The following is a 25073-nucleotide window of genomic DNA, read 5'->3' on the forward strand; positions in this document are numbered from 1 at the left end:
GAATTCAATGAAAACGTCAACCTTGCCTGCCACCGCGCCTCTTTCCCTTACTCTCGCAGCCGGCGGCAACCAGCTCATCAACTGGGGGATCGTTTTTTATATGCCCGGTACCTTTGCCGGCGCTATTGCTAGTGATACTGGCTGGGGCGGAACGGAGATCTATCTCGGTTTGACCTTCGCCATGCTGATGATGGCGGCGATCTCGCCTTTTATCGCCCGCCTGTTGGCCTGGTTTGGCGGTCAGCGGGTGGTGTTCATCGGTTCATTAACCATCGCGGCAAGCTGCCTGGCTATGTCGCAGGCAGACAGCCTGATCTTCTGGTACGTCGCATGGCTACTGGCCGGTGTCGGTATGCGGCTGGCGCTATACGATGCGCTGTTCGCCGCGCTGGTTAACCTGTATGGTCAACGCGCGAGAATGACTATTTCACGGGTGACCCTGGCTGGAGGACTGGCCTCAGCGATATTCTGGCCGCTGGGCACCGCGCTGCTCGCGCTATTGGGATGGCGTGGAGCGCTGGTAATCTACAGCCTGTTTGGCTTGTTTAGCGCACTTCTGCTGTGGCGGATGCCTAATCAACGCTTGCCCGACCGGAGCGCTCATCAGGAGAAAGTGCCGCTTTCCCGCCGCGACCAGCGCACAGGCCTGCTGTACGCCTCGCTTATCGCTTTGGTCACCTTTATTTCTAACGGCACATCCACCCATCTGCCTGAGTTTATCGCCAGCTACGGTCTGCCGGTAACGATAGGCGTACTATGGGGCATCGGACAGACCGGCGCCCGCTTTCTGGAGGTGATTTCAGGAGCGCGACTCACCCCACTCCGGCTAACGCTGTTGACCACAGCGCTATTGCCGCTCTGCTTTTTACTGGGCCTCAACGCCACCTCGCTAAGCTGGACCGTTGGCGGTTTTGTTTTCGCCTACGGGGCAATTAACGGCCTGACAACGGTATTTAAGGCAACATTACCGTTGCAGCTATTCGCAGCGGAAGATTACGCGCGGCGTACCGGACGGCTGCTGATCCCAGCGCAACTGCTGGCCGCCGTCTCGCCATTTGCCTATGCCTGGCTAAATCAACATCTGGGGATAGAAAGGAGCCTTGCTATTTCGGGTCTCTTATCGCTGGTCGTACTGGGGCTGGCGCTGAGAATCGGCTGGCTGCAGCGACGGCAGGTTGTGCGGATAAATCAGGGACAAAATGAAGAGAGGGTATGAAAAACCCTCTGTAAAACACACACATTTAGGGCTATCAGGCCATGATCAGACGATTAAACAGCAGCTGCTGGACGTCCTGACGATGTGCCAGGATCGCATGCGCGGTCACTAACGTTCCGTCTACGGAATACAAAACCCGGTAGCCTTCAGCGTGATTAAACTCCCGGTATTTGGCGCAGCCAATTTTCAGCAATTCGGGGCAAATCTGGCAGCCCAAGGGGAACTGGCCTACGGTACTATCAAACTGTGTGAGAATATCTGCGATAACCGGACGCGGCTCAATATCAACACGCTTCAGAAAACCCGCTATTGTGTCGATGCAGTGCTTTACTGTAAGCGTATACTCAAAGGTCACCTGCTGTTCCATGGAAATCCCTTAACGTTGAGCGCGCTGCGTTTAATCCGCAAGGCCATCCAGCAACTGGTCTTTCGAGAATACGCGCCCTTCCGCTTTATCTTTCTCTGACAGAGTAAGCAATTTCAGCAAAGCAATGGCGTTTTCCCGTTCCTGCTGCTGATCATAGGACTCTATAACGTAAGCAGGCACACCGTTTTGTGTGACCAGGATAGGTTCTGACAGATCAAGCGTTGCGGCGTTCTTTTTAACGTAGCTGATAGTCTCTACTTTCATGTTGGTCCGCCTAATGGTCATGTCTCAGTTTTAATATAGACTATATTTAGACTACGCTCAATAATCGTCACTCAGCGTCATTTACAGGACATAAAAAAACCCTCTGTAAACAGAGGGTTTGGTTCAGCTAGCGGAGGGGGTTATTCCCACTCAATAGTCGCTGGCGGCTTACCGCTGATGTCGTACACCACGCGGGAAATACCGTTAACTTCGTTGATGATGCGGTTGGAAACACGGCCGAGGAAATCATACGGCAGGTGCGCCCAGTGCGCGGTCATAAAGTCGATGGTTTCTACCGCACGCAGGGAGACGACCCAGTCGTATTTACGGCCATCGCCCATCACGCCGACGGAGCGAACCGGCAGGAACACGGTAAATGCCTGGCTCACTTTGTCATACAGGTCGGCTTTGCGCAGTTCTTCAATGAAGATAGCGTCCGCGCGACGCAGCAGGTCGCAGTACTCTTTCTTCACTTCGCCGAGTACGCGAACGCCAAGGCCCGGCCCCGGGAACGGGTGACGGAACAGCATGTCGTACGGCAGGCCCAGCTCCAGACCAATCTTACGCACTTCGTCTTTGAACAGCTCTTTCAGCGGTTCAACGAGGCCCATCTTCATCTCTTTCGGCAGACCGCCCACGTTGTGGTGAGACTTGATGACGTGCGCTTTACCGGTCGCGGAAGCGGCGGATTCGATCACGTCAGGGTAGATAGTGCCCTGCGCCAGCCATTTCACGTCTTCCAGCTTCAGCGCTTCTTCGTCGAACACTTCAACGAAGACGCGGCCAATGATTTTACGCTTCGCTTCCGGATCGTTTTCGCCCTTCAGCGCGGTCAGGAAGCGGTCTTCCGCCGCAACGTGCACGATGTTCAGGCCGAAACGGTCGCCGAACATATCCATAACCTGCTCGGCTTCGTTCAGGCGCAGCAGGCCGTTATCCACGAATACGCAGGTCAGGTTTTTGCCGATGGCGCGGTGCAGCAGCATCGCGGTAACGGAAGAGTCAACGCCGCCGGACAGGCCGAGGATGACTTTATCTTCACCCACCTGCTGACGAATACGCTCAACCGCGTCGTCGATGATCTTCGCCGGCGTCCACAGCGCTTCACACTGGCAGATATCGCGCACGAAGCGCTCCAGCATACGCAGCCCCTGACGGGTGTGGGTGACTTCCGGGTGGAACTGTACGCCGTAGAAGCGTTTTTCTTCATTAGCCATGATGGCGAACGGGCAGCTTTCAGTGCTGGCGACGGTCACAAAGTCGGAAGGGATCGCGGTGACTTTATCACCATGGCTCATCCACACGTCCAGCAGCGGCTTACCGTCAGCGCTCAGCGCATCCTCGATGCCCTTGATCAGCGCGCTATCGGTCTGCACTTCCACCTGCGCGTAACCGAACTCACGCTCGTTGGAAGCTTCAACGTGGCCGCCCAGCTGCATGGCCATGGTCTGCATGCCGTAGCATACGCCGAATACCGGTACGCCGGCTTCGAAGACGTACTGCGGCGCGCGCGGGCTGTTGTCTTCGGTGGTGCTTTCCGGGCCGCCGGAAAGAATAATGCCGTTCGGGTTGAACTCGCGGATTTGAGCTTCGGTCACGTCCCAAGCCCAGAGCTCGCAATAGACCCCTAATTCACGTACGCGACGCGCAACCAGCTGGGTGTACTGAGAACCGAAGTCCAGGATAAGAATGCGATGTTTATGAATGTTATCCGTCATTGACGTTAATTCCAGAGAAGTAGCGATGATTGAATAAAAATCGCCCGGCGCGTAGCCGGGCGATGAAAATCAGGAGCCCATGCGGTAGTTCGGGGATTCCTTGGTGATCGTCACGTCGTGAACGTGGCTCTCCTGGATGCCCGCGCCGCTGATGCGCACGAACTCTGCTTTGGTACGCAGTGCGTCAATAGTACCACAACCGGTCAGACCCATACAGGAGCGCAGGCCGCCCATCTGCTGGTGAATGATCTCTTTCAGGCGGCCTTTATAGGCAACGCGGCCTTCGATACCTTCCGGTACCAGTTTGTCAGCGGCGTTATCGCTCTGGAAGTAACGGTCGGAGGAACCTTTGGACATCGCGCCCAGGGAACCCATACCGCGGTAGGATTTGTAAGAACGACCCTGATAGAGCTCGATTTCACCCGGGGATTCTTCGGTACCGGCCAGCATGGAGCCAACCATCACCGCGGCGGCGCCTGCAGCAATCGCTTTTGCGATATCGCCGGAGAAACGGATACCGCCATCGGCGATAACCGGAATACCGGTGCCTTCCAGCGCTTCAACCGCGTCGGAAACGGCGGTGATCTGCGGAACGCCTACGCCGGTAACAATACGGGTAGTACAGATGGAGCCTGGGCCGATACCCACTTTCACCGCGCTGACGCCAGCTTCCGCCAGGGCACGAGCGCCCGCGCCGGTCGCCACGTTACCGCCGATGATTTGCAGGTCAGGATATTTAGCGCGCGTTTCGCGAATACGCTGCAGAACGCCTTCGGAGTGACCGTGAGAGGAGTCGATCAGCAGAACGTCAACGCCTGCGGCAACCAGCGCGTCAACGCGCTCTTCGTTACCGGCGCCAGCGCCAACGGCCGCGCCAACGCGCAGACGACCGTGCTCGTCTTTACACGCATTCGGTTTACGTTCCGCTTTCTGGAAATCTTTTACGGTGATCATGCCGCGCAGATGGAAGCTATCATCCACTACCAGCGCTTTTTCTACGCGTTTTTCGTGCATTTTCGCGAAGACCACTTCACGGCTTTCGCCTTCACGCACGGTGACCAGGCGCTCTTTCGGCGTCATATAAACGCTGACCGGCTGATTCAGGTCGGTAACAAAACGCACGTCGCGGCCGGTGATAATGCCGACCAGTTCGTTGTCTTCGGTCACTACAGGATAACCGGCAAAACCGTTACGTTCGGTCAGTTCTTTCACTTCGCGCAGGGTGGTAGTCGGCAGAACGGTCTGTGGATCGCTTACCACGCCGGATTCATGTTTCTTCACGCGACGGACTTCTTCCGCCTGGCGCTCGATGGACATGTTTTTATGAATAAAGCCGATGCCGCCTTCCTGGGCCAGGGCAATTGCCAGGCGCGCTTCAGTTACGGTATCCATCGCCGCGGAGAGCATAGGAATATTCAGACGAATAGTTTTCGTCAGCTGCGTGCTGAGATCGGCGGTATTCGGCAGAACGGTAGAATGAGCGGGAACAAGGAGGACGTCGTCAAACGTCAGGGCTTCTTTAGCGATACGTAGCATGGGCAATATCTCGACCAGGGTGGATAAATATTGCCGTGGCATTATACAGAGCGTAACCGATTGCATCCACCCTTTTTTGCAAATAATACTTGCGATCCCCTCTCAGCGCGTTACTATCGACTGAATAACCTGCTGATTTAGAATTTGATCTTGCTCACATGTTGCCATCTCAATCCCCTGCAATATTTACGGTCAGCCGCCTGAATCAGACGGTTCGCTTACTGCTGGAACGCGAAATGGGCCAGGTCTGGATAAGCGGCGAAATCTCTAACTTCAGCCAGCCCTCTTCCGGCCACTGGTACTTCACCTTAAAAGACGATAACGCACAAGTGCGCTGCGCGATGTTTCGCAACAGCAACCGCCGCGTCACGTTTCGCCCGCAGCATGGCCAGCAGGTGCTGGTTCGCGCCAACATTACCCTTTACGAGCCGCGCGGCGACTACCAGATCATCGTCGAAAGCATGCAACCCGCCGGTGAAGGCCTGCTGCAGCAGAAATATGAGCAGCTCAAGGCGCTCCTGACGGCGGAAGGGTTATTCGATCAAAGCCACAAGCAGGCGCTCCCCTCTCCCGCGCACTGCGTCGGCGTCATCACCTCCAAAACCGGCGCCGCGCTGCATGATATTTTACATGTTTTGAAACGCCGCGACCCCTCGCTGCCGGTGATCATTTATCCAACGGCGGTGCAAGGCGATGATGCGCCGGGGCAAATCGTGCGCGCGATAGCCGTAGCCAACCTGCGCCAGGAGTGCGACGTGCTGATCGTCGGGCGCGGCGGCGGTTCGCTGGAAGATTTATGGAGCTTTAACGACGAACGGGTGGCGCGGGCAATATTCGCCAGCCGCATTCCGGTAGTAAGCGCCGTTGGCCATGAAACCGACGTCACCATCGCCGACTTCGTCGCCGACCTGCGGGCGCCGACGCCCTCTGCGGCGGCAGAGATCGTCAGCCGCAATCAGCAGGAGCTTCTGCGTCAGCTACAGTCAGGCCAGCAGCGCCTGGAGATGGCGATGGATTATTTCCTCGCCAACCGCCAGCGCCGCTTTACGCAGTTGTTTCACCGCTTACAGCAGCAACATCCTCAGCTGCGCTTAGCGCGTCAGCAAACCGAGCTGGAACGCCTGCGACAGCGGATGCGCTTTGCGCTGGAAAGCCAGCTCAAACGTGCCGACCAGCGTCAGCAGCGCGCCGCGCAGAGGTTGAATCAGCAAAACCCGCAGCCGCGCATCCATCGCGCGCAGTCGCGTATTCAGCAACTGGAGTATCGTCTGGCGGAAAATATTCGCGCCCGACTGAGCGAGCAGCGCGAGCGTTTCGGCAATACCGTGACGCATCTGGAAGCCGTCAGTCCGCTGGCGACGCTGGCTCGCGGCTATAGCGTCACCTCAGCCGGTGACGGCAAAGTGCTGAAAAAAATCAAACAGGTGCAGGCTGGCGATGTCGTGACTACCCGGCTGGAAGATGGTTGGGTCGAAAGCGAAGTGACAACCATTACTCCGGTGAAGAAAACGCGCGCCCGCAAAAAAGTCTGATTATCCCCCCGTATCATGCGGGGATAACTATACTGCTGTCATGCCCTTTTAAAACCGTTCATCCGGCCAGGGAGCGTGATATGCCAGATACTTGTCCTCGTTTCGTGATTCCACCCTACATTTTACGCCGCATTGTCGATCATGGTTCCGTTCAGCAGCAGCGCTGCGCGCAGCAAACGCTGAGCCATGTACAAACCCTGATGACGCACGTGCCGGGCCGCCCCGCCGCCGCCCATGTCGCCACGCCAGGCCAGCTTGAGCGCGACATTTACGATGCCAGGCAGACTCAGGAACTTCCAGGATTCCAGGTGCGCTTTGAAGGACAGCCTTCCAACGGCGATGTCGCCGTGGATGAGGCCTACGACTATCTCGGCATCACCCATGAGTTTTTCTGGACAAGCTATCATCGTGATTCGCTGGACAACCGCGGATTGAAGCTGACCGGCAGCGTCCACTATGGTCACGAATATCAAAACGCTTTCTGGAACGGGCAGCAAATGGTGTTTGGCGACGGTGATGGTGAAATCTTTAATCGCTTTACTATTGCGATTGATGTGGTGGCGCACGAGTTAAGCCATGGCGTTACGGAGAGCGAAGCCGGGCTTATCTATTTCGAACAATCCGGCGCGCTCAATGAATCGCTTTCCGATGTTTTTGGCTCACTGGTCAAGCAATATCAACGCCAGCAAACGGCAGATAAAGCAGACTGGATAATTGGCGAGGGGCTCCTCGCGAAAGGTATTCACGGCCAAGGACTGCGATCGATGTCGCATCCCGGAACCGCCTATGATGACCCCATTCTTGGTAAAGACCCGCAACCCGCCCATATGAAAGATTTTGTGCATACCCAGCAGGATAACGGCGGCGTGCATATTAACTCCGGCATTCCTAATCATGCTTTCTATCTCGCCGCCAGTGCGCTGGGTGGTTTTGCATGGGAAAAAGCGGGATATGCCTGGTACGACGCGGTTTGTGATAAGTCACTGGCCAAAGACGCCGATTTTTCAGCCTTTGCCAGACTGACGATTCAACATGGCGAAAAACGCTTTGATAAAGCGGTCGCCGAGGCGATTCGCCAGGCCTGGGAGGGCGTTGGAGTCACATCATGAACGAGGCCGACCTCAGCGATGACGCAATTATTGAACTGGCGCGCGAGGGCGGCGTCGCCTGGATCCCGACGCTCAGCGGCATGCGTAAGATTGTCGTGGCGCAGCTTAACGAGCAACAAAAACAGCGCATCGCCGCGATACTGCAGCAGTCGTTGCCGCTGGGCAAGCCGCCGGGGCAGCCGGATTCTCCGGGTAGCGGCGACCAGCGTTTTTTTCGCATTCAGATAATCAGCGCCCAGCACTATCACAGCCTGATCATTCTCATCCCGGAAGAGCGCGCGCCGCAGGCGCTGGTTGAACTCTGGCGTAATGGTGAAGGCTGCGTTAGCGATTAGACAGGCACAAATTCGACGCGCTTTTTCGAGATCAGCCCGTGGCCGTGCTGGCAGAAATAGTCCACCGCGCCGCACGCCTTCAGCACTTCCAGCGGCTGATGGCAGTCCGGGCAGCGCGCCTCTAAAGCAAAATCTTTCTCACAGTGCGCGCAATGCGCGCTGTTGCCTTGTGCTTCCAACCGGGCATGGCAAATGGGGCAATTGAGTTCCATGGCGTCTCCTTCTCATAATGAATAGCATGAGTTTATCACGTCATACGTCAGCGTTGCTGACCCGGCGAAGCGTTGAATAGGGTAGATAAAAAAACCCGCCGGCGGCGGGTTTCTGCATTATTTGCTTTTCTTGATATGCTTAATCAAGCGTTTACGCTTACGCATCTGGTTCGGCGTCAGGGTATTACGTTTATTGGCAAACGGGTTCTCCCCTTCCTTGAACTGAATGCGGATCGGCGTTCCCATGACATCCAGGGATTTACGGAAGTAGTTCATCAGGTAACGCTTGTAGGAATCCGGCAGGTCTTTCACCTGGTTGCCGTGAATCACCACGATCGGCGGGTTATAACCACCGGCGTGCGCATACTTCAGCTTCACGCGGCGACCGCGTACCAGCGGCGGCTGATGGTCTTCTGCCGCCATGGTCATAATGCGGGTCAGCATGGCGGTACCCACGCGACGGGTGGCGCTGTCGTAAGCTTCGCGCACCGATTCGAACAGGTTGCCAACGCCGCTGCCGTGCAGAGCGGAGATAAAGTGCACGCGGGCGAAGTCGATGAAGCCCAGACGGAAGTCGAGGGTCTCTTTCACCTGCTCTCTCACTTCCTGGCTCAGGCCATCCCATTTGTTAACCACGATAACCAGGGAACGACCGCTGTTAAGAATAAAGCCCAGCAGCGACAGATCCTGATCGGAGATGCCTTCACGGGCATCAATGACCAGCATCACCACGTTGGCGTCTTCAATCGCCTGCAGCGTCTTGATGACCGAGAATTTCTCCACGACGTCGGTAATTTTGCCGCGCTTACGCACGCCGGCGGTATCGATAAGCACATATTCGCGTTCATCGCGCTGCATCGGGATGTAGATACTGTCGCGGGTTGTACCCGGCATATCGTAAACCACCACGCGATCTTCGCCGAGAATACGGTTAGTCAGCGTTGACTTACCGACATTTGGACGACCGACGATCGCAAGCTTAATAGGGAGATCTTGCGGGTTGAAGTCGTCTTCCGGCTCTTCAACTTCTTCGCCGTTTTGCTCGGCTTCAAACTGCGCCCAGTAGGCGGCGTCTTCATCCACTTCTTCCTGCGGATTAACCTCATCTACCCACGGCAGCAGCACGTGTTCCAGCAGGCTGGTGACGCCGCGGCCATGCGAAGCGGCAATCGGATAAATATCGCCCAGCCCCAGCGACCAGAAGTCGGCCATCGCCTGATCGACGTCGATGCCGTCAGTTTTGTTCGCCACCAGGAAGGTCGGTTTTTCGCGAGAACGCAGATGTTTGGCGATCGCGGAATCCGCCGGCATCAGGCCCGCGCGCGCATCAACCATAAACAGCACCACGTCGGCCTCTTCAATCGCCAGCAGAGACTGTTCCGCCATCCGGGTTTCCACGCCTTCTTCCGTACCGTCGATACCACCAGTATCGATACAGATGAATTCGCGGCCTTCCACTTCAGCACGACCGTACTTACGGTCGCGAGTCAGCCCCGGGAAATCCGCGACCAACGCGTCACGAGTGCGCGTTAAGCGGTTGAAGAGCGTGGATTTTCCAACGTTAGGGCGCCCGACAAGCGCGACCACAGGTATCATGTTAAATGCCTCATACAAATTGCAATACAACCTCATTTTACGAGGTTTTTTAAAAAATCAAAACGGCCCCTGTCTGCCAGGAGCCGTTTATTAAAGCGATACTACCGCGCGAGTTAACGCGTGATCGAATACAGCGTACCGTCTTTGGCCTGGATAAGCAGGCGACCATCGGCGATAACCGGGTCGGTCAGGAAGCCGGAACTATCGACTTTCTGCTGCGCCACAAAGTGGCCGTCTTCCGGATTAATCCAGTGCATATAGCCTTCGCTGTCGCCTACCACCAGGCTGCCGTTATACAGCGCCGGAGCGGTCAGCAAACGGTGCAACAGGTCGCTCTGGGTCCACAGCGTTACGCCGCCATCGGTGGTCAGCGCCAGCAGGCGGTCATTCTGATCGACCAGATAGATACGGTTGCCGTCAACGATGAAATCGTTCACTGAACCCAGTTCGCGTTTCCAGATAATCTGGCCGCTGCGCAGATCCAGCGCGGTCAGGTTGCCATTATAAGCCAACGTATAAACAACGCCATTAACGATAACCGGCGTGGTGTCAACATCGTTCAGACGGTCGATTTCAGTCGGGCCGGTGGCCGTAGAAATACGCTGCTGCCAAATCATCTGCCCCTGTTGCATCAGCACGGCGCTGACGCGACCGTTGTCGCCGCCGACAATCGCCGCGCCATAGGCGGTAGCCGGAGCGGATTCACCGCGCAGGGAGAGCGCAGGCATGTCCAGGTTCACGGTCCATTTCACCGCGCCGTCGGTTTCGTTCAGCGCCTGCAGCTGACCGTTACTGGTATGCACCAGTACCATGCCATCGCTAACGACCGGACGAGAAATCGCTTCACCCGCAACACGGCTCTGCCACGCGACGGTACCGTCACTGGTATTCAGCGCGAACAGCTGCGCCTTTTCAGTACCAACATAAACGTGGCCGCCGGAAACGGTCAGCCCGCCGGAGAGCAGCGCCGGAGCGCGCGAGAACCAGCCGTCTTTTTCCGCCAGGTTCACTGACCAGACTTCTTTACCGTCTTCAGCGTGCAGCGCTTTCACGGTGCCTTTACGGTCAGCCGCATACACAACGCCGTCGGCAAACGCCGGGTGCAGGTTGGAATAGAAATCACCGATACCATCGCCAACTGAAGTGCTCCAGGACGTGGACGGCGTAAACTGATTTTCCACCGTCGGCAGCGGTGACATTTTCACCACATCTTCTTCGCTGTTAAACAGCGAGCAACCGCTCAGTAAGGTGACGGAAAGCAGCCCTGGCAAAAGTAATTTACGCAATTGCATCGAGTCCCTCTCAGATGGACAAATTATTTATTTTCATACGCATCATTTCGCTGAGCGCTGGCGATGCATCGCTTTTCACGCCTGCTTCCCAGGCCGCGCGGGCGCCCTGCTTGTCGCCTTTGCTCAGCAGAATTTCACCACGCAAATCGGCGACGATAGCGGTCCAGCCTTCGCCTTTAATGCCTTCCAGGGTTTTCAGCGCCGCATCCGGCTGCTTGAGCTGCAGCTGTACGCGCGCCAGACGCATATTGATAACTGATTTCAGGTTATCATCAGAGGCGGCAGCCAGCCCTTGTTGCAGCTGCTTCTCCGCGCCCTGCAGATCGTTTTTATCGACCAGACGCTGCGCGAGCTCCAGCGATGCGAACGCGCCATAGGTGTTTTTACTGTCGGCGGCGAATTTCTCCGCCGCGGTCAGCGTTTCAGGCGAACCTGACTTCAGCGCGGAAATGGCATTCTCATAGGCCAAAGAAGAATCCCGGGCCGAATCCAGCTGATGGGAAGTCCAGTAGCGCCAGCCAACCAGCGCGCCGATCCCTAAAATCACCCCGACGGCCAGCGCTTTACCGTTCTCGGCAAAGAAACGCTTGAGGGCGTCGACCTGCTCGTTTTCGTTGTTGAAAGTTTCCACGCAGTCCTTCTCCTGACTAATAGTTTCCGGGAAATTAACCCAGAAGTGTGCGCAAATGCGCGGCAACGCTATCCTGCGTTACGGTAGTTTGCTCACCTGAGCGTAAATCCTTCACTACCACGTTTCCGTCAGCAATTTCTGACTCACCGACCACCAGCGCGACGCGCGCGCCCCACTTGTCAGCGCGGGCGAACTGCTTCTTAAAGTTACCGCCGCCGTGGTTAGTCATCAGCTTAACGCCGGGCAGCGCATCGCGAACCTGCTCAGCCAGACGCATTGCTGCGGACTGAGTATCGGTACCGGAGGCTACCAGGTATATATCGACAACAGGATCGGCTTTAAATTCCGGATTGACTGCCTGAACCAGTAAAACAAGACGTTCCAGGCCCATCGCAAAGCCAACGCCAGGCGTTGCGCGACCGCCAAGCTGCTCAACCAGACCGTCGTAACGGCCGCCGGCGCAGACGGTGCCCTGCGAACCGAGGCTGGTGGTGACCCACTCAAATACGGTGCGATTGTAATAGTCAAGCCCGCGCACCAGACGCTGGTTGACGGTATAGCGAATTCCGGCCGCGTCGAGCAGCGCGCACAGACCGGCGAAGTGTTCTTTGGACTCGTCGTCCAGATAATCGCCCAGCGCCGGCGCATCGTTCAGCAGCGCCTGCACTTCCGGATTTTTGGAGTCCAACACGCGCAGCGGGTTGGTATACATGCGGCGTTTGCAGTCTTCATCCAGCTTATCTTTGAATTGTTCCAGATAGGCCACCAGCGCGTCGCGATAGGCGGCACGCGCCTCCAGCGAACCGATGGAGTTCAGCTCAAGGCTGACGTGATCGGAAATGCCCAGCTCGCGCCACCAGCGCGCGGTCAACATGATAAGCTCGGCGTCGATGTCCGGGCCCTGCAGGCCAAAGACTTCCGCGCCAATCTGATGGAACTGACGGTAGCGCCCTTTCTGCGGACGCTCGTGGCGGAACATCGGCCCCACGTACCACAGACGCTGTTCTTGATTGTACAGCAGACCATGTTCGATGCCGGCACGTACGCAGCCCGCCGTTCCTTCCGGACGCAGCGTCAAGCTATCGCCATTGCGGTCTTCGAAGGTATACATCTCTTTTTCAACCACGTCGGTCACTTCGCCGATCGCGCGTTTGAATAACGGGGTCTGCTCTACAATCGGCAAACGAATTTCGCTGTAACCGTAGCTACCGAGCACCTGCTTCAGTGAGCCTTCAATGCGCTGCCAGAGAGCGGTTTCGCCCGGCAGATAATCGTTCATGCCACGGATGGCTTGAATGTTCTTTGCCACGTTTATTCTCTTTATATATAAAAATGAACCCCGGCGCCTTGCGCCCGCAGGTTCAATCATACACGGGAAGCGTATTGCTTCCCAACACGTTATTTTGCTTCAACCTGCTGAACTTCAATACGACGCGCTTCATCCAGCATGGTAGCTTTCGCGCGGATACGCGCTTCCAACTGGTCGATCATATCGTTATTGTCCAGTCGGTCTTTGCGCACGCCGTCTTCGTACAGGCCGCTTTTCTTGTTGCCGCCGGTGACGCCAAGGGTGGAAACCAGCGCTTCGCCAGGGCCGTTAACCACGCAACCGATGATCGAAACATCCATCGGAGTGATGATATCTTCCAGACGCTGCTCCAGCGCGTTCACCGTACCAATGACGTCAAATTCCTGACGCGAGCAGGTCGGGCAAGCGATGAAGTTAATACCGCGAGAGCGGATGCGTAGTGACTTGAGGATATCGAAACCGACTTTGATCTCTTCCACCGGGTCGGCGGCCAGCGACACGCGCAGGGTATCGCCGATCCCTTCAGACAGCAGCAAACCTAAACCGATCGCGGATTTCACCGCGCCGCTACGCGCGCCGCCGGCTTCGGTGATCCCGAGATGCAGCGGCTGATCGATCTGCTTCGCCAACAGGCGATAGGATTCAACGGCGAGGAAGACATCAGAAGCTTTTACGCTAACTTTGAACCGATCGAAGTTCAAACGATCGAGATGATCGACGTGACGCATGGCGGACTCTAACAGCGCCTGCGGCGTCGGCTCGCCGTATTTTTCCTGCAGATCTTTTTCCAGCGAACCGGCGTTGACGCCGATGCGGATAGGAATGTTTTTGTCGCGCGCGCAGTCCACGACCATGCGGATACGCTCTTCGTTACCGATGTTGCCTGGATTGATGCGCAGGCAATCAACGCCATATTCCGCGACTTTCAGCGCAATACGGTAGTCAAAGTGGATATCGGCGACCAGCGGCACGTTGACCTGCTGTTTGATGAGCTTGAAAGCTTCCGCCGCGTCCATCGTCGGGACGGAAACGCGGACGATGTCCGCGCCCACGCGCTCCAGCGCTTTAATTTGATTTACCGTCGCGGCCACATCGGTGGTGCGAGTATTGGTCATCGACTGTACGGCGATGGGAGCCCCATCGCCAATCGGCACATTACCAACGTAAATGCGTTTGGACTTTCTACGTTGAATCGGAGCCTGGTTATGCATGAAAAATCTCCCGCGTTACCCGTCTGTTACTGCGCCGGTGATTGTTCGGCATTTAGGGTCAGACGCGCAACCTGGTTAGTTCTGATAAAACGACTCAAATCGACTGGTTTGCCCAGATACTGGATTTGTACCGCAGCCGGGGCGCCGATTTTCAGCTTATATGGCGCCTGACCGCTCAGGTTCAGGTTCCCGCCTTTACGCTGCAGGCCGCTGAACAGTTTTTTACCGGTCGCATCGCTCACTTCCAGCCAGCAATCGGCGCTAAAATTCATTACCAGATCCTGAGCGGAAGCCGCCGCTGCGGCATTCGCCTGATCGGTCGGCAACGCGGAGGTCGGGGCTGGCGAAGCCGGCGCGGCGGCGGCGGTATCGACGTTAGCCTGCGAAGGGGCGACCACGGCGTTGTTATCCACCGGCGCGGAGGTAGCCGCTGGTGCGCTTGGCGCAGGTGCGGTGGAGGTATCGACCGGCGCGCTATTGGTATTGGCTGCCGTCGTATCCGGCGCATTATTCGCCGAGCTGGTATCCAGCGGAATTGACTGACTGCCGTTCAGGTCGCTGGTGGATTGATCGGCCATGCTGGTGATCTCTTCCTGCTGCGCTTTGTGGTCTTGCCACCACCATGCGCCGCTCAGGCCGATAACCACAAACAAAATCAGCCAGGTAAAGCTCATCAGCCAACCGTCGCGTTTTTTACGACGTTTACCCAGCGAGAAGCTCTGCATCGGCGCCACTTTGGCGGCGCGAATTGGCGCTTGCTTCGCCATCATCGGCAGCAGTTCTTCTTCCGGGATATGTACGAGGCGAGCGTAGGAACGGATATAGCCGCGCAGGAAGGTCGAAGCGAGATCGGCTGGCGCCTTATCTTCTTCAATATCACGAACCGTGGAAACCTTCAGGCATAAGCGTTCAGCCACCGCTTGCTGGCTGAGTCCGAGTTGTTCGCGGGCGTTACGCAGGCGCGCGCCCGTAGAGTTTGCTTCTTGATGGTCTTGAGTGGCTTCAGTATTCATTCGCTACAACTACTGGTACGTGAAATTTAAAGTTCAGCGCGGGAAAGAGCCTGCGCCGCGAGACACTGCTCAACGTCAACCGACAGTATAAGGCTGTCCGGGCGACTATCACAGAGACTTATCAATATTGAATGCTAAGCGGTTGTTGTACCGCTACATACTGCCTCAAAGTCGACAAAAACGCACCGTAATTATTAACCGAATCAGCGTATTTCGCCTGGCAATTCGACATATTTATGCAGCGCGCAGCGAAAGCTGTGCGCTGCATAACTTATCAGACGGCTTTAACGTCGATCGCTTCGCCCTGCATACGCTTACGCAGCGTACGTTTGGTGCGGTCGATAACATCGCCCGCCAGCTGGCCGCAGGCAGCATCGATATCGTCACCGCGGGTTTTACGCACGATGGTGGTGAAACCATATTCCATCAGCACTTTGGAGAAACGATCGATACGGCTGTTAGAACTACGGCCATACGGCGCGCCCGGGAACGGGTTCCATGGGATCAGGTTGATCTTGCACGGCGTATCTTTCAACAGCGCCGCCAGTTCGTGGGCGTGCTCGGTACCGTCGTTGACGTGATCCAGCATGACGTACTCGATGGTCACTCGGCCCTGGTTGGCGTTGGACTTCGAAATATAGCCGCGCACCGAGTTCAGGAAGGTCTCAATATTGTACTTTTTGTTAATCGGTACAATTTCGTCGCGGATGGTATCGTTCGGCGCGTGCAGAGAAATCGCCAGCGCAACGTCGATCATATCGCCGAGTTTATCCAGCGCCGGCACCACGCCGGAAGTGGACAAGGTCACGCGGCGTTTGGAGAGACCAAAACCGAAATCATCCAACATGATTTCCATCGCCGGAACGACGTTGTTGAGATTCAGCAGCGGCTCGCCCATACCCATCATTACCACGTTGGTAATTGGACGCACGCCGGTAGTCTTCACCGCGCCGACGATTTTCGCCGCGCGCCAGACCTGGCCGATAATTTCGGAAACGCGCAGGTTACGGTTGAAGCCTTGCTGAGCGGTGGAGCAGAATTTACATTCCAGCGCACAGCCAACCTGTGAAGAGACGCACAGCGTGGCGCGGTCTTCTTCCGGGATGTAGACCGTTTCAACGCGCTGATCGCCAACGGCAATCGCCCATTTGATGGTGCCATCGCTGGAGCGCTGCTCTTCAACGACTTCCGGGGCGCGGATCTCGGCGACTTCCTTCAGTTTGCCGCGCAGGACTTTGTTGATGTCGGTCATTTCATCAAAGTCATCGCAGCAGTAGTGATACATCCATTTCATCACCTGATCGGCGCGGAAAGGCTTCTCGCCCATGTTTTTGAAAAACTCGCGCATCTGCTGACGGTTTAAATCCAGCAGGTTGATTTTGGCATCTTTATTCGGCACCGTCAGAGCGGCGGTATCAGGTGTGACAATTTGTTCAGACATAATTTTTCCGGCCTCGTTATTACACGTTATGGCCCCAGGTGGGTTGAAAAAGAAACGCCCCGGAGAGCGACTGCTCGTCCGGGGGCGCTATATTCTACAAATTCTGGCGCATAGAAGCCATGCCTACACGCAGTCAATGATGAAAAAATCTGTTGCTGCGTACTTAATCCTCTAAGGCTTTTCGATTGTCGCAAGGCGGCAAGCTAGTGAATCCCCGGGAGCATAGATAACTATGTGACCGGGGTGAACGCGCGCAGCCAACGCCGCGACGGTCGAAAAGACGACGAGGATTAGCGAGTACGCGGGCAAACCTCGCCTTCAGCAAAGAAGAACGCGATTTCGCGAGCCGCAGATTCTACAGAGTCGGAACCGTGGGTGCCGTTCTCGGTGAAGCTGTCAGCGTAGTCAGCGCGCAGGGTACCAGCCAGGGCGTTGTCCGGGTTGGTGGCGCCCAGCAGGTCACGGTGACGCTGTACCGCGTTTTCGCCTTCCAGTACGGAAACCACGATCGGACCGGAGGTCATGAACTCAACCAGACCGTCGAAGAACGGACGGCCTTCGTGCTCAGCGTAGAAGCCGCGAGCCTGCTCAACGGTCAGATGCAGCATTTTGGTGCCGACGATTTTGAACCCTGCAGCTTCAAAGCGAGAAAAGATGCTGCCAATAACGTTTTTTGCCACCGCGTTTGGTTTGATGATGGAAAAAGTACGTTCAATAGCCATGATTACCTCTAATTAAATGTTCTGTTGTTGCACATACGATCGTATGGCCTGGCGCGCATTATAATGAGCAACGTCGGCGATGCCTACGGATGAAGGTAACATTTTGTTAAAATAAGATGAGTATTAGCAACACAAACCGCCAACAACAGATTTACCCTGTTTATTGTAAGGTAAAACTGGCGGCTGCCGTTTGCCCTGCCTCATCCATTACCACCAGTTGCCACTCGCCAGGTTTATCTAGCGTAATTGTCGTTCTTGCGCCTGTCGCCTCTAACGGTTCGCCGTTAATAAACCACCAGCGCCGCCCTTCTCCACCACTCGTTTGCACGGGTAACATCACCCGCGCCTCGCCCGGGAGCCGTTTTATCACCGCCCCTTCGCGAATGCCGGAAAGCACCAGCGGCGCGGCATCCTGAGTTTGCAGCGGCGGACACGTCCTCGATGCCATGCCCAGCCGCGCCCGGCGGCGCTCGCTAACCGGCAGCCAGGGTTCCAGCGGCAGCGGCCAGACATCAACAGAAGTTTCTGTCGCGCCCGGACAATCCGCGGCGACCCTTTCTCCTGCTGCGTTGCGCCATACCGGGAAGCGGATACCGCGCACGCCCTCCTGACCCGGCAGCAGCAGCGTCGGCGGCTGGCTGGCATCCAGTAGCCAGCTGGCTAAGCGCCGGCGGCAGTTGCTATCGCCAACCGGCAGATCCTGCCCACCGGGCCAGCAGATAGTGCCGCGGCTGACCGACTGTGGACGCGGGTCGACCGGCAGCCCGCCACGGCTCATTAACGGACACGCCAGCAGCATATTATTGACCTGGTTTAACAGCGGCACAGCGCTGGCAAAACCAAACTGCCCCACCACCGGCGTACCATCTGGCCGTCCGGTCCAAATGCCAATCAAATAACGCGCGTTGAGGCCTACCGCCCACGCATCGCGATAGCCGTAGCTGGTACCGGTTTTCCACGCCAGCGGCACCGCTTGCGGCAGCGACGCATCGGGTAACGGCTGGGCTTCGCCTGCCAATATCCGCCGGGTGATCCACGCCGCGCCCGGCGACATTAGCGCTCTTTCCACCAGCGGGTCGTCGGGTTTCATGCGCAGCCGCGCCGCTTTGCCATGACGGGCGAAAGCGCCGTACGCCGCGACAATATCTTCCAGCCGCGCTCCGGCGCCGCCGAGGATCAGCGACAGATTCGGTTCGGCGCCGGCGGGTAGCATCAGAGGGAGCCCGGCATTGCGTAAATTAGCCGCAAAGCGTTTTGGTCCATAGGCTTCGAGCACCTGCACCGCCGGGAGATTCAACGAACGCACCAGAGCCTCGCTGGCGCTCACCGGGCCATGAAACCCGCTGTCGAAATTACCGGGGCGATAATCGCTAAAGCGCCGTGGCACATCCTGTAATAGCGATGCCGGGTGAATCAGCCCGTCATCCATCGCCATCGCGTAGATAAAGGGTTTCAGCACCGAACCCGGCGAGCGCACCGCCGAGACCATATCAATGTGGCCAAAGCGGCTATCATCGCGGATATCCGCCGATCCCACCCAGCCGCGGACTTTCATATCAGTATGATCGACGACAACAATCGCCAGAGAGCTGCGCGGCGGCAGACGTGATTTCCAGTTCATCGCCAGATCTTCAAGCTGCCGCTGGAGCCCGACATCGAGCGTTGTCGTCACCTTTTCATCACCGCTTGTCGCCAGCGCCCGGCGCGCAAACAGCGGCGCCAGCTGAGGCATCTGCCGTGGGAATAGCCATACAGGTTCTTCCATCGCTTCCTGTACCGCTCGCTGCGGCCAGACGCCCTGGCTGAGCATCCGCCCCAGTACCTTATCGCGAGCGGCCTGGGCCCGCTGCGGCCAGCGGTCCGGGCGTAAACGGCTCGGCGCCTGCGGCAGCACGGCCAGTAGCGCCGCCTCGCCGTAGCTAAGCTGAGCGGGCGGTTTACCAAGATAAGCCCAGCTAGCCGCGCCGATCCCCTGCAGGGTGCCGCCAAACGGCGCGCGGTTCAGATACAGGGTAAGAATTTCGCTTTTTGACAGATGCCACTCCAGCTGCAGCGCCCGCCATAGCTGGCGTAGCTTGCCGCCGAAGGTGCGTGGATGAGGGTCGAGCAGACGCGCCACCTGCATGGTGAGGGTGCTGCCGCCAGATATCACCCGCCCGGAAGTGAGATCCTGCCAGGCGGCGCGCAGCACCGCGAAGGGATTGACCCCCGGATGTTTCCAGAACCAACGGTCTTCATACTGAATGAGCGCCTGCAGATAGCGCGGCGAAACGTCAGCGATAGCCACCGGGTAACGCCAGACGCCCTGCGCATCGGCAAAGCGCCACAGCGGCGTGCCGTCTTCCGCCACCACCACACGGGCGGGTGTGACTTCATGCAGCGGCAGCGGCCACAGACGGTCGGCGGCCAATAGCGCCAGCCACGACAGAAAAATAAACGCCGCCAGCCAGCGCCAGCGGCGTTTTATGCGAGGTAATGCACGCATTTACGGCGTAACGGTAAGCGGGCCGCTGGCCGCCCCTGTTGCCCGCCACTGCGGTACATACATCGATTCCACCTGCGGCTGCGGAACCTGATAGGTGCCCGGCGTCACCGCCCGCGCCAGATAGACCAGCGTCACCGGCTGACCTTCATTGATGGCGACTGCGGCGACAAAGCGGTCGTCGCGGAACTCGATATGCTGAATATCCGCCTGCTGCATCTGGTTAAGCAGATTTTGTACCGCTTCGCCATTCTCCTGCAGGCTGGCGCTGCTATTGGCCAGGTTCTGGTTTTCCAGCTCAAGTCCAGCCGGCAGCAGATCGACCACCAGCGCGTCAGGAACGTTACGTTTGGCGGTCACCTCCAGCTTGACCAGCACCAGTTCGCCGCTGCGCAGCGAGGTCAGCGATTTCTGCTGTCCGTGGGTATCGAAAATAGCGCGTTCAATCCCCAACACGTTGCCTCCCGGCTGCGGCGCGCTTTGCGGATAACCGCTGCTATCGAGGCGCAGCCACAGCGGCTGATTGCCGGTATTCGTCACCTGCAGCGACGCCAGCCGATCGCCGTCGAGATTGCGGGTTTGCGCTTTGTCGCTGGCAAGCGGCTCCGCCTGCAGCGAGGTTTGCGCCTGCCAGTTTCCCGGCAGGTCGGCAAGCGTACGCCCGGCAAGGAACAGCGCGTTGGTTTCCTGCGTCGACAGCCAGCGCTGGCCATAGGCCTCTTCCGACAAGCTGCCCAACAGCTGGTTTTGCACCTCCGGCAGCAGCTTGTTCTCTTCCAGCAGCGCCAGCTTCAGCGCATCATCGCGAAGTTGGCTGCCGTAATCGCCCAGCCAACGATTCTCATCCTGGCGCGGCGTGGCAACCGCCAGCTTCATAGCCTCAGCGCCGCGCGGCGCATCGCCCATGGTTTTCAGCGCAATACCGAGTTGCAGTAGCGGCAATCCGGAGCGCGCCTGTTCGTGACGGCTCCAGATTTCACGCAAGGCGCCGAGCGGCGCTTTTTGCTGACGCGCCAGCACCAGCGCGGCGTATGCCTGAGCGGCAAAGCGGCTGGCCTGGGCATCGTCGCTGTAGCGCACGGTCATCAACCCCGGTTCCTGCAGATAGCGCAGCAGGCGCTCGTTGCCTTTATTAAGGGCGTTGACCGGAACGCTATAACCCTGCTCACCCGCACGGACGAGGAAGTCCATGGCGTAGGCGGTCAACCAGTACTCTTCCGGGCCCTCTTTATCCCATAGCGCAAAGCCGCCGTTTTCCAGCTGCATCTGCAGCAGGCGCGAGATACCTACATCGACCGCCGCGCGGCGTTTTTCATCGCTATCGCCGCTGATGCCCAGCGCTTTTAGCTGCGCCGCGCTGGTGTATAAAGAAGGGAACAGGCCGCTGGCGGTCTGCTCAAGGCAGCCGTAAGGATAGGCTTTCAGCTCGCGAATATAGCGGGCGAGATTCAACGGCGGTTTACCGCTGAGCAGCAGTTGGCCCTGCAGCGTTTGCGGGGCGAACCCCTGACTCTGCGCCGCCGGCGCCAGCCAGCTTTCGCCTGGTTGTAGCACCGCGCCACTATTGACGGTCTGCGCCGGGAACGCCGGACGCACGCCGATTTTCCACTGTTTTTGCAACGGTGCGAAGGTTTCGCCCGGCAGGTTCAGGCCGCTGATGGTGGCATTGACCTGACCATCGCCGAATCCCGCTAACGCGGTCACCGGTATAAACAGCGTGCTGCGCGCGCCCGGGGCCAGCTGTACCGGCGGCAGTTGGCCATCGGTCAACGTGACCAACCCGCTGGCGGTAAGATGCACCTGCAGGGTTTGCGGTTTGTCGGTCAGATTGCTGAGATCCAGCGCCAGACGCGTGGCGTCGCCGCTGGCAAGGAAACGCGGGGTATTCAGTTCCGCGATAACCGGGGCGGCAACCACCACTTTATCTTCGCTGCTGCCGAAGTCATCTGCCGTCCACGCCAGGGCCATCACCCGCAGCTCGCCGTTAAAATCGCCGATGGGCAACGTCACCGTGCCTTCGCCCTGGTCATTCAACACTACCGGCTGCGCCTGCTGGGCGACGATCGTCACGTGATTAACCGGCGGTTTGCCGCCACGTTTTAACTCGTCGCCATCGCCGCCGAAGCGCAGACTAGCTAAGCGTCCCTGCCCTTCGATCACCTGGCCGTAGATGTCATAAATATCCGCGCCGTAACGCTTCTGGCCAAAGAAGGCGTTCCATGGATCCGGCGTAGCGTAATCGGTAATATTCAGCACCCCGCTATCCACCGCCGAGAGCAGAACGTTAACCTGTTTCGGTACCTCGCCCTCTTTCACGCTGGCCTTCACTTTCACCGTCAGCGGCTGGTTCGGGCGCATTTTATCCGGAGCCTCCAGCGCCAGAGACAGACGGCGGTTTTCATCGCCCAGCGGCAGATGCAGCAAGCCGACCGCGCGTTTCGGCGTCGCCGAGCGCGATTTATCGCCGGGGCGAACCACCAGCGTGCTGAGGTAGAGATCGTGGCGATTCCAGGCTTTATCAACCGGAATAGACAGATCCATCCCCTCCGCCGGGACGTCAATTTCCTGCCACCACAGCGGCCCTTCGCTGGATTCCACCATCGCGTAGCCTTTACCCGCCGCCGGGGCGGCAATATGCAGCTTGATGGTGTCACCCGGTTTATAGCCTGGTTTATCGAGCTTCATCGTTACGCGGTCAGGACGCGCCGCGCCGGCGCCTTCGCTGTTATCCTGCCAGCTATAGCCCGCCCAAAAGCGCACGCTGCTGACAACGTCGTCCGGCCCTTTCACCTCCAGGCGATACGAGCCCCACTCCACCGGGAAACTCACTTTACCAGTCTGCCCGGCCTGCAGATCCAGCGACGTTTCGCCCTCCTGCAGATCTTTTTGATCAAACTGCGACTGCCAGCCTTCGCTATCGGACCAGTTCCAGTAGTAGTCGCGCCGCTCGCGGATCAGCCGCACCTGCAGACTGGAGACCGCTTTTTTCTCGCCCTTGGCATCGGCATAGACGATGTCAAACGCGGCGTTACTGTTTTCATCGACCACCGGCTGTTTCACCGTGGTATCAGTGCGGTAGTCGTAAACGTCCTTCAGCGTAAATTGCGGGCGGATCCCCGGCAGCGCCTCGGCAGGCCAGATCGGCTGCTGTACGGTGCGGGTCACCGGACGGCCGCCTGACTCCAGCAGGCTGGCCTGCAACACCACCTGCAGCGGCGAGTGGCTATCCTGCCACTGGCTCGAAGTCGTCACTTCTCCATGGCCTTTTTCATCCAGCGTCAGCTGAACTTCATCGAGGCTACGGGAGAGGTTTTCTTCCGCGATATCGCCGAACTGGAAGCCCGGCAGCGCAGCGACGGCATCGCGCAGCGGGCGCAGGAATAGTTTGCCCTGCAGCTGATTGCCGCTGGCCGGCGCGCCGTAGAGATAAGCGCCGCTGACGCTAAAGGCGACGTCGGCATCCGGGGCGATAGGCGCGGCCTGCGGCGTCAGATTCAGCGCCATGCGCTCGGGCATAAAGTCTTCGACGTGGAAATCCCACTCGCGGGGTTGATTATCGCCGGTGCTGGCGCGAATGTGCCACATACCGGTGGCCGCGCCGCTGTCGAGCGGATAAGTAAACTGATACAGGCCATTGACCGGTTTGCTCATCACAGAGCGAATCACCTGGCCATCCGGCTGCACCACTTCCAGCTTCACCGGCTGCTCCGCCAGCGGTTTTCCATCGCCGTCACGCAACAGCGCGTTAAGGATAACCGTTTCCCCCGGGCGATAGACATCGCGCGGGCCAAACATAAAGAACTGTTTGCTGAAGCCAGGGGCGCCAGCGATTGAGAACTCCGCCAGATCCAGCGCCGGCAGTTTAAGGTCAAGCAACGTAGTCTGCCCGTCTTTTCGCGCCAGCAGCAGCGCCGCTTCTTTATCGGTTTGCAGAGTAACATGGCCCTGGCTATCGCTTTTCGCCTGCGCCAGCGTCTGCCCTTTGGCGTTTAGCAACTGCACTTCAATACCCGACTGCGCGGCGCCGTTTTCGAGGCTCTGGGTAAAGACATCGAGCCGGTTATGGTAGCGATGCGCGGAGACGCCGATATCGCTGAGGGTGAACAGCGTTGCCGCATTACTGTAGCTATAATGACCCGCCGGGTTCATCACCGCCACATAGACGCCTGGCTGCTGGAGCGGCTTGATGTCGTTAAGCGGCAGCAGCAGCTTTTCACGGGTATTCCGCGCCGGGTTGAGATCGAAGCGGCCGCTATAAACCAGATCGGCCATCTTAAGCAGTTCGTCAGATTCCCAATTGCTTAACGAATTACGGTATTCCCACTGACTGACGAAGGCCGAGAGTGATTCCGGCTTAATACGGAAGAAATTGACATCGACATTGTCGACGTTCAGCGCCATCACCGGCAGCCCGGCGACCACTTTCCCCGGCAGCAGCGAACCGCGGCTGGCGAAACCGACGCTCGGCGCGATATCGCGAGTGGCGATGGTTTTTTCAAAAGGGCTGCCGAGGGTGGCGTCATTGAGGGCAATGAGCGTTGGATCAACGGTAACGATCAATTCACGCTTTGGCTCGAGGTGGCGCAGACGCAGCTCTTTGAGATTCGGCGCCAGCTCCCACGCGCCGTCAACCTTGCCGCTTTTCTTATCGACCAGATGGACGCTGCGGGAAAAATCCTGATCCGGTTTGAGCGGAATGGAGAAGGTCAGCACCAGCGTCGCTGCGCCATCTAGCTGCACTTCAGAAGCGTCGAGCAACGTCAAAGCCTTGCCCTGGCTTTTTTCTTTTAACGTCGCCAGCTGCGCGCTATCCGGCTTTTTCGCGCTATCGGTAGCGCCTTTATCGGCCGCCGACACGGCCTGCGGCTCACCGCTGTTATCGCAGCCGCTTAATGATAGTGCGGTAAGGAGCGCCAACGAAAGCGCCGCTAAACGAAATGGTTTCATCCTTCTAACCCCTCGGCCCAGAGCCTGATGCAATCAATAACGTTCTATTATGCGCCATCACGGCGATTCTCAACAGCTACCAGCATAGAAACCACCGATGAATCAGAAAACTACGTGACCACCTCCCCAATCCCGAGACC

The 25073-nt window shown here is 57.8% G+C and carries 19 protein-coding genes; 4 read left to right on the plus strand and 15 right to left on the minus strand.

The annotated features are described in order from the left end of the window. Positions 1 to 7: 7 nt before the first annotated feature. Positions 8 to 1216, plus strand: coding sequence for an MFS transporter (locus PGR10_RS09500; protein ID WP_430923399.1), 1209 nt, complete (start codon positions 8 to 10; stop codon positions 1214 to 1216). Between the two features lie 34 nt (positions 1217 to 1250). Here the strand turns inward: PGR10_RS09500 and PGR10_RS09505 are convergent, their stop codons facing one another. From PGR10_RS09505 to guaB, 4 genes are all read right to left on the minus strand, one after another. Further along, positions 1251 to 1583, minus strand: a complete 333-nt coding sequence (locus tag PGR10_RS09505) for a type II toxin-antitoxin system RelE/ParE family toxin (protein WP_430923400.1) — start codon at positions 1581 to 1583, stop codon at positions 1251 to 1253. A 30-nt stretch (positions 1584 to 1613) separates the two neighbouring features. Further along, on the minus strand, positions 1614 to 1847 hold the full coding sequence (locus PGR10_RS09510) for a type II toxin-antitoxin system Phd/YefM family antitoxin (protein ID WP_004853132.1): 234 nt from the start codon (positions 1845 to 1847) through the stop codon (positions 1614 to 1616). 140 nt (positions 1848 to 1987) lie between these two features. Then, positions 1988 to 3565 carry a glutamine-hydrolyzing GMP synthase gene (guaA, locus tag PGR10_RS09515; RefSeq protein ID WP_015703162.1) on the minus strand — a complete coding sequence of 526 codons (1578 nt, stop codon included), beginning with the start codon at positions 3563 to 3565 and terminating at the stop codon, positions 1988 to 1990. A 69-nt stretch (positions 3566 to 3634) separates the two neighbouring features. Then, the gene (gene guaB, locus PGR10_RS09520) at positions 3635 to 5101 is read right to left on the minus strand and encodes an IMP dehydrogenase (protein WP_015370334.1); all 1467 of its coding nucleotides are present in this window, start codon (positions 5099 to 5101) and stop codon (positions 3635 to 3637) included. A gap of 158 nt (positions 5102 to 5259) precedes the next feature. Between guaB and xseA the strand changes: the two genes are divergently transcribed. From xseA to PGR10_RS09535, 3 genes are all read left to right on the plus strand, one after another. Continuing rightward, entirely contained in the window at positions 5260 to 6633 is a 1374-nt protein-coding gene (gene xseA, locus PGR10_RS09525) for an exodeoxyribonuclease VII large subunit (RefSeq protein WP_087858411.1), read from the plus strand. A gap of 80 nt (positions 6634 to 6713) precedes the next feature. Further along, positions 6714 to 7742 carry a M4 family metallopeptidase gene (locus PGR10_RS09530; protein ID WP_087858410.1) on the plus strand — a complete coding sequence of 343 codons (1029 nt, stop codon included), beginning with the start codon at positions 6714 to 6716 and terminating at the stop codon, positions 7740 to 7742. Then, a complete protein-coding gene (locus PGR10_RS09535) occupies positions 7739 to 8077 on the plus strand; it encodes a protealysin inhibitor emfourin (protein ID WP_045386960.1) in 339 nt (112 codons plus the stop codon). The genes PGR10_RS09530 and PGR10_RS09535 overlap by 4 nt, the downstream gene beginning before the upstream one ends. Here PGR10_RS09535 and PGR10_RS09540 read toward each other — a convergent pair. The 11 genes from PGR10_RS09540 to PGR10_RS09590 all read right to left on the minus strand — a co-directional run bounded on the left by PGR10_RS09540 (position 8074) and on the right by PGR10_RS09590 (position 24933). Then, on the minus strand, positions 8074 to 8289 hold the full coding sequence (locus PGR10_RS09540; RefSeq protein ID WP_087858409.1) for a zinc ribbon domain-containing protein: 216 nt from the start codon (positions 8287 to 8289) through the stop codon (positions 8074 to 8076). The two genes, PGR10_RS09535 and PGR10_RS09540, sit on opposite strands and share 4 nt — an antisense overlap. Positions 8290 to 8406: 117 nt before the next feature. Beyond that, complete coding sequence (der, locus tag PGR10_RS09545; RefSeq protein WP_015370328.1) at positions 8407 to 9885, minus strand: ribosome biogenesis GTPase Der; 1479 nt, start codon at positions 9883 to 9885, stop codon at positions 8407 to 8409. A gap of 113 nt (positions 9886 to 9998) precedes the next feature. Next, a complete protein-coding gene (gene bamB / locus PGR10_RS09550; protein WP_045392712.1) occupies positions 9999 to 11177 on the minus strand; it encodes an outer membrane protein assembly factor BamB in 1179 nt (392 codons plus the stop codon). A gap of 10 nt (positions 11178 to 11187) precedes the next feature. After that, positions 11188 to 11808, minus strand: coding sequence for a YfgM family protein (locus PGR10_RS09555; RefSeq protein ID WP_045377550.1), 621 nt, complete (start codon positions 11806 to 11808; stop codon positions 11188 to 11190). Positions 11809 to 11842: 34 nt separating this feature from the next. Further along, complete coding sequence (gene hisS / locus PGR10_RS09560; RefSeq protein WP_015703166.1) at positions 11843 to 13117, minus strand: histidine--tRNA ligase; 1275 nt, start codon at positions 13115 to 13117, stop codon at positions 11843 to 11845. An 89-nt stretch (positions 13118 to 13206) separates the two neighbouring features. Further along, on the minus strand, positions 13207 to 14328 hold the full coding sequence (ispG, locus tag PGR10_RS09565) for a flavodoxin-dependent (E)-4-hydroxy-3-methylbut-2-enyl-diphosphate synthase (protein ID WP_087858408.1): 1122 nt from the start codon (positions 14326 to 14328) through the stop codon (positions 13207 to 13209). A gap of 26 nt (positions 14329 to 14354) precedes the next feature. Further along, positions 14355 to 15341, minus strand: a complete 987-nt coding sequence (rodZ, locus tag PGR10_RS09570; RefSeq protein WP_087858407.1) for a cytoskeleton protein RodZ — start codon at positions 15339 to 15341, stop codon at positions 14355 to 14357. A gap of 274 nt (positions 15342 to 15615) precedes the next feature. Further along, the gene (locus PGR10_RS09575) at positions 15616 to 16782 is read right to left on the minus strand and encodes a bifunctional tRNA (adenosine(37)-C2)-methyltransferase TrmG/ribosomal RNA large subunit methyltransferase RlmN (protein WP_015370322.1); all 1167 of its coding nucleotides are present in this window, start codon (positions 16780 to 16782) and stop codon (positions 15616 to 15618) included. A gap of 290 nt (positions 16783 to 17072) precedes the next feature. Continuing rightward, the gene (ndk, locus tag PGR10_RS09580; protein ID WP_004866348.1) at positions 17073 to 17504 is read right to left on the minus strand and encodes a nucleoside-diphosphate kinase; all 432 of its coding nucleotides are present in this window, start codon (positions 17502 to 17504) and stop codon (positions 17073 to 17075) included. 160 nt (positions 17505 to 17664) lie between these two features. Further along, a complete protein-coding gene (gene pbpC / locus PGR10_RS09585) occupies positions 17665 to 19989 on the minus strand; it encodes a peptidoglycan glycosyltransferase PbpC (protein ID WP_430923401.1) in 2325 nt (774 codons plus the stop codon). Further along, complete coding sequence (locus tag PGR10_RS09590) at positions 19990 to 24933, minus strand: alpha-2-macroglobulin (protein WP_430923402.1); 4944 nt, start codon at positions 24931 to 24933, stop codon at positions 19990 to 19992. It lies immediately after the preceding gene. Positions 24934 to 25073 lie beyond the last annotated feature (140 nt).

The organism is Klebsiella sp. 141198 (assembly GCF_050600785.1).
Taxonomy (GTDB): Bacteria; Pseudomonadota; Gammaproteobacteria; order Enterobacterales; family Enterobacteriaceae; genus Klebsiella; species Klebsiella aerogenes.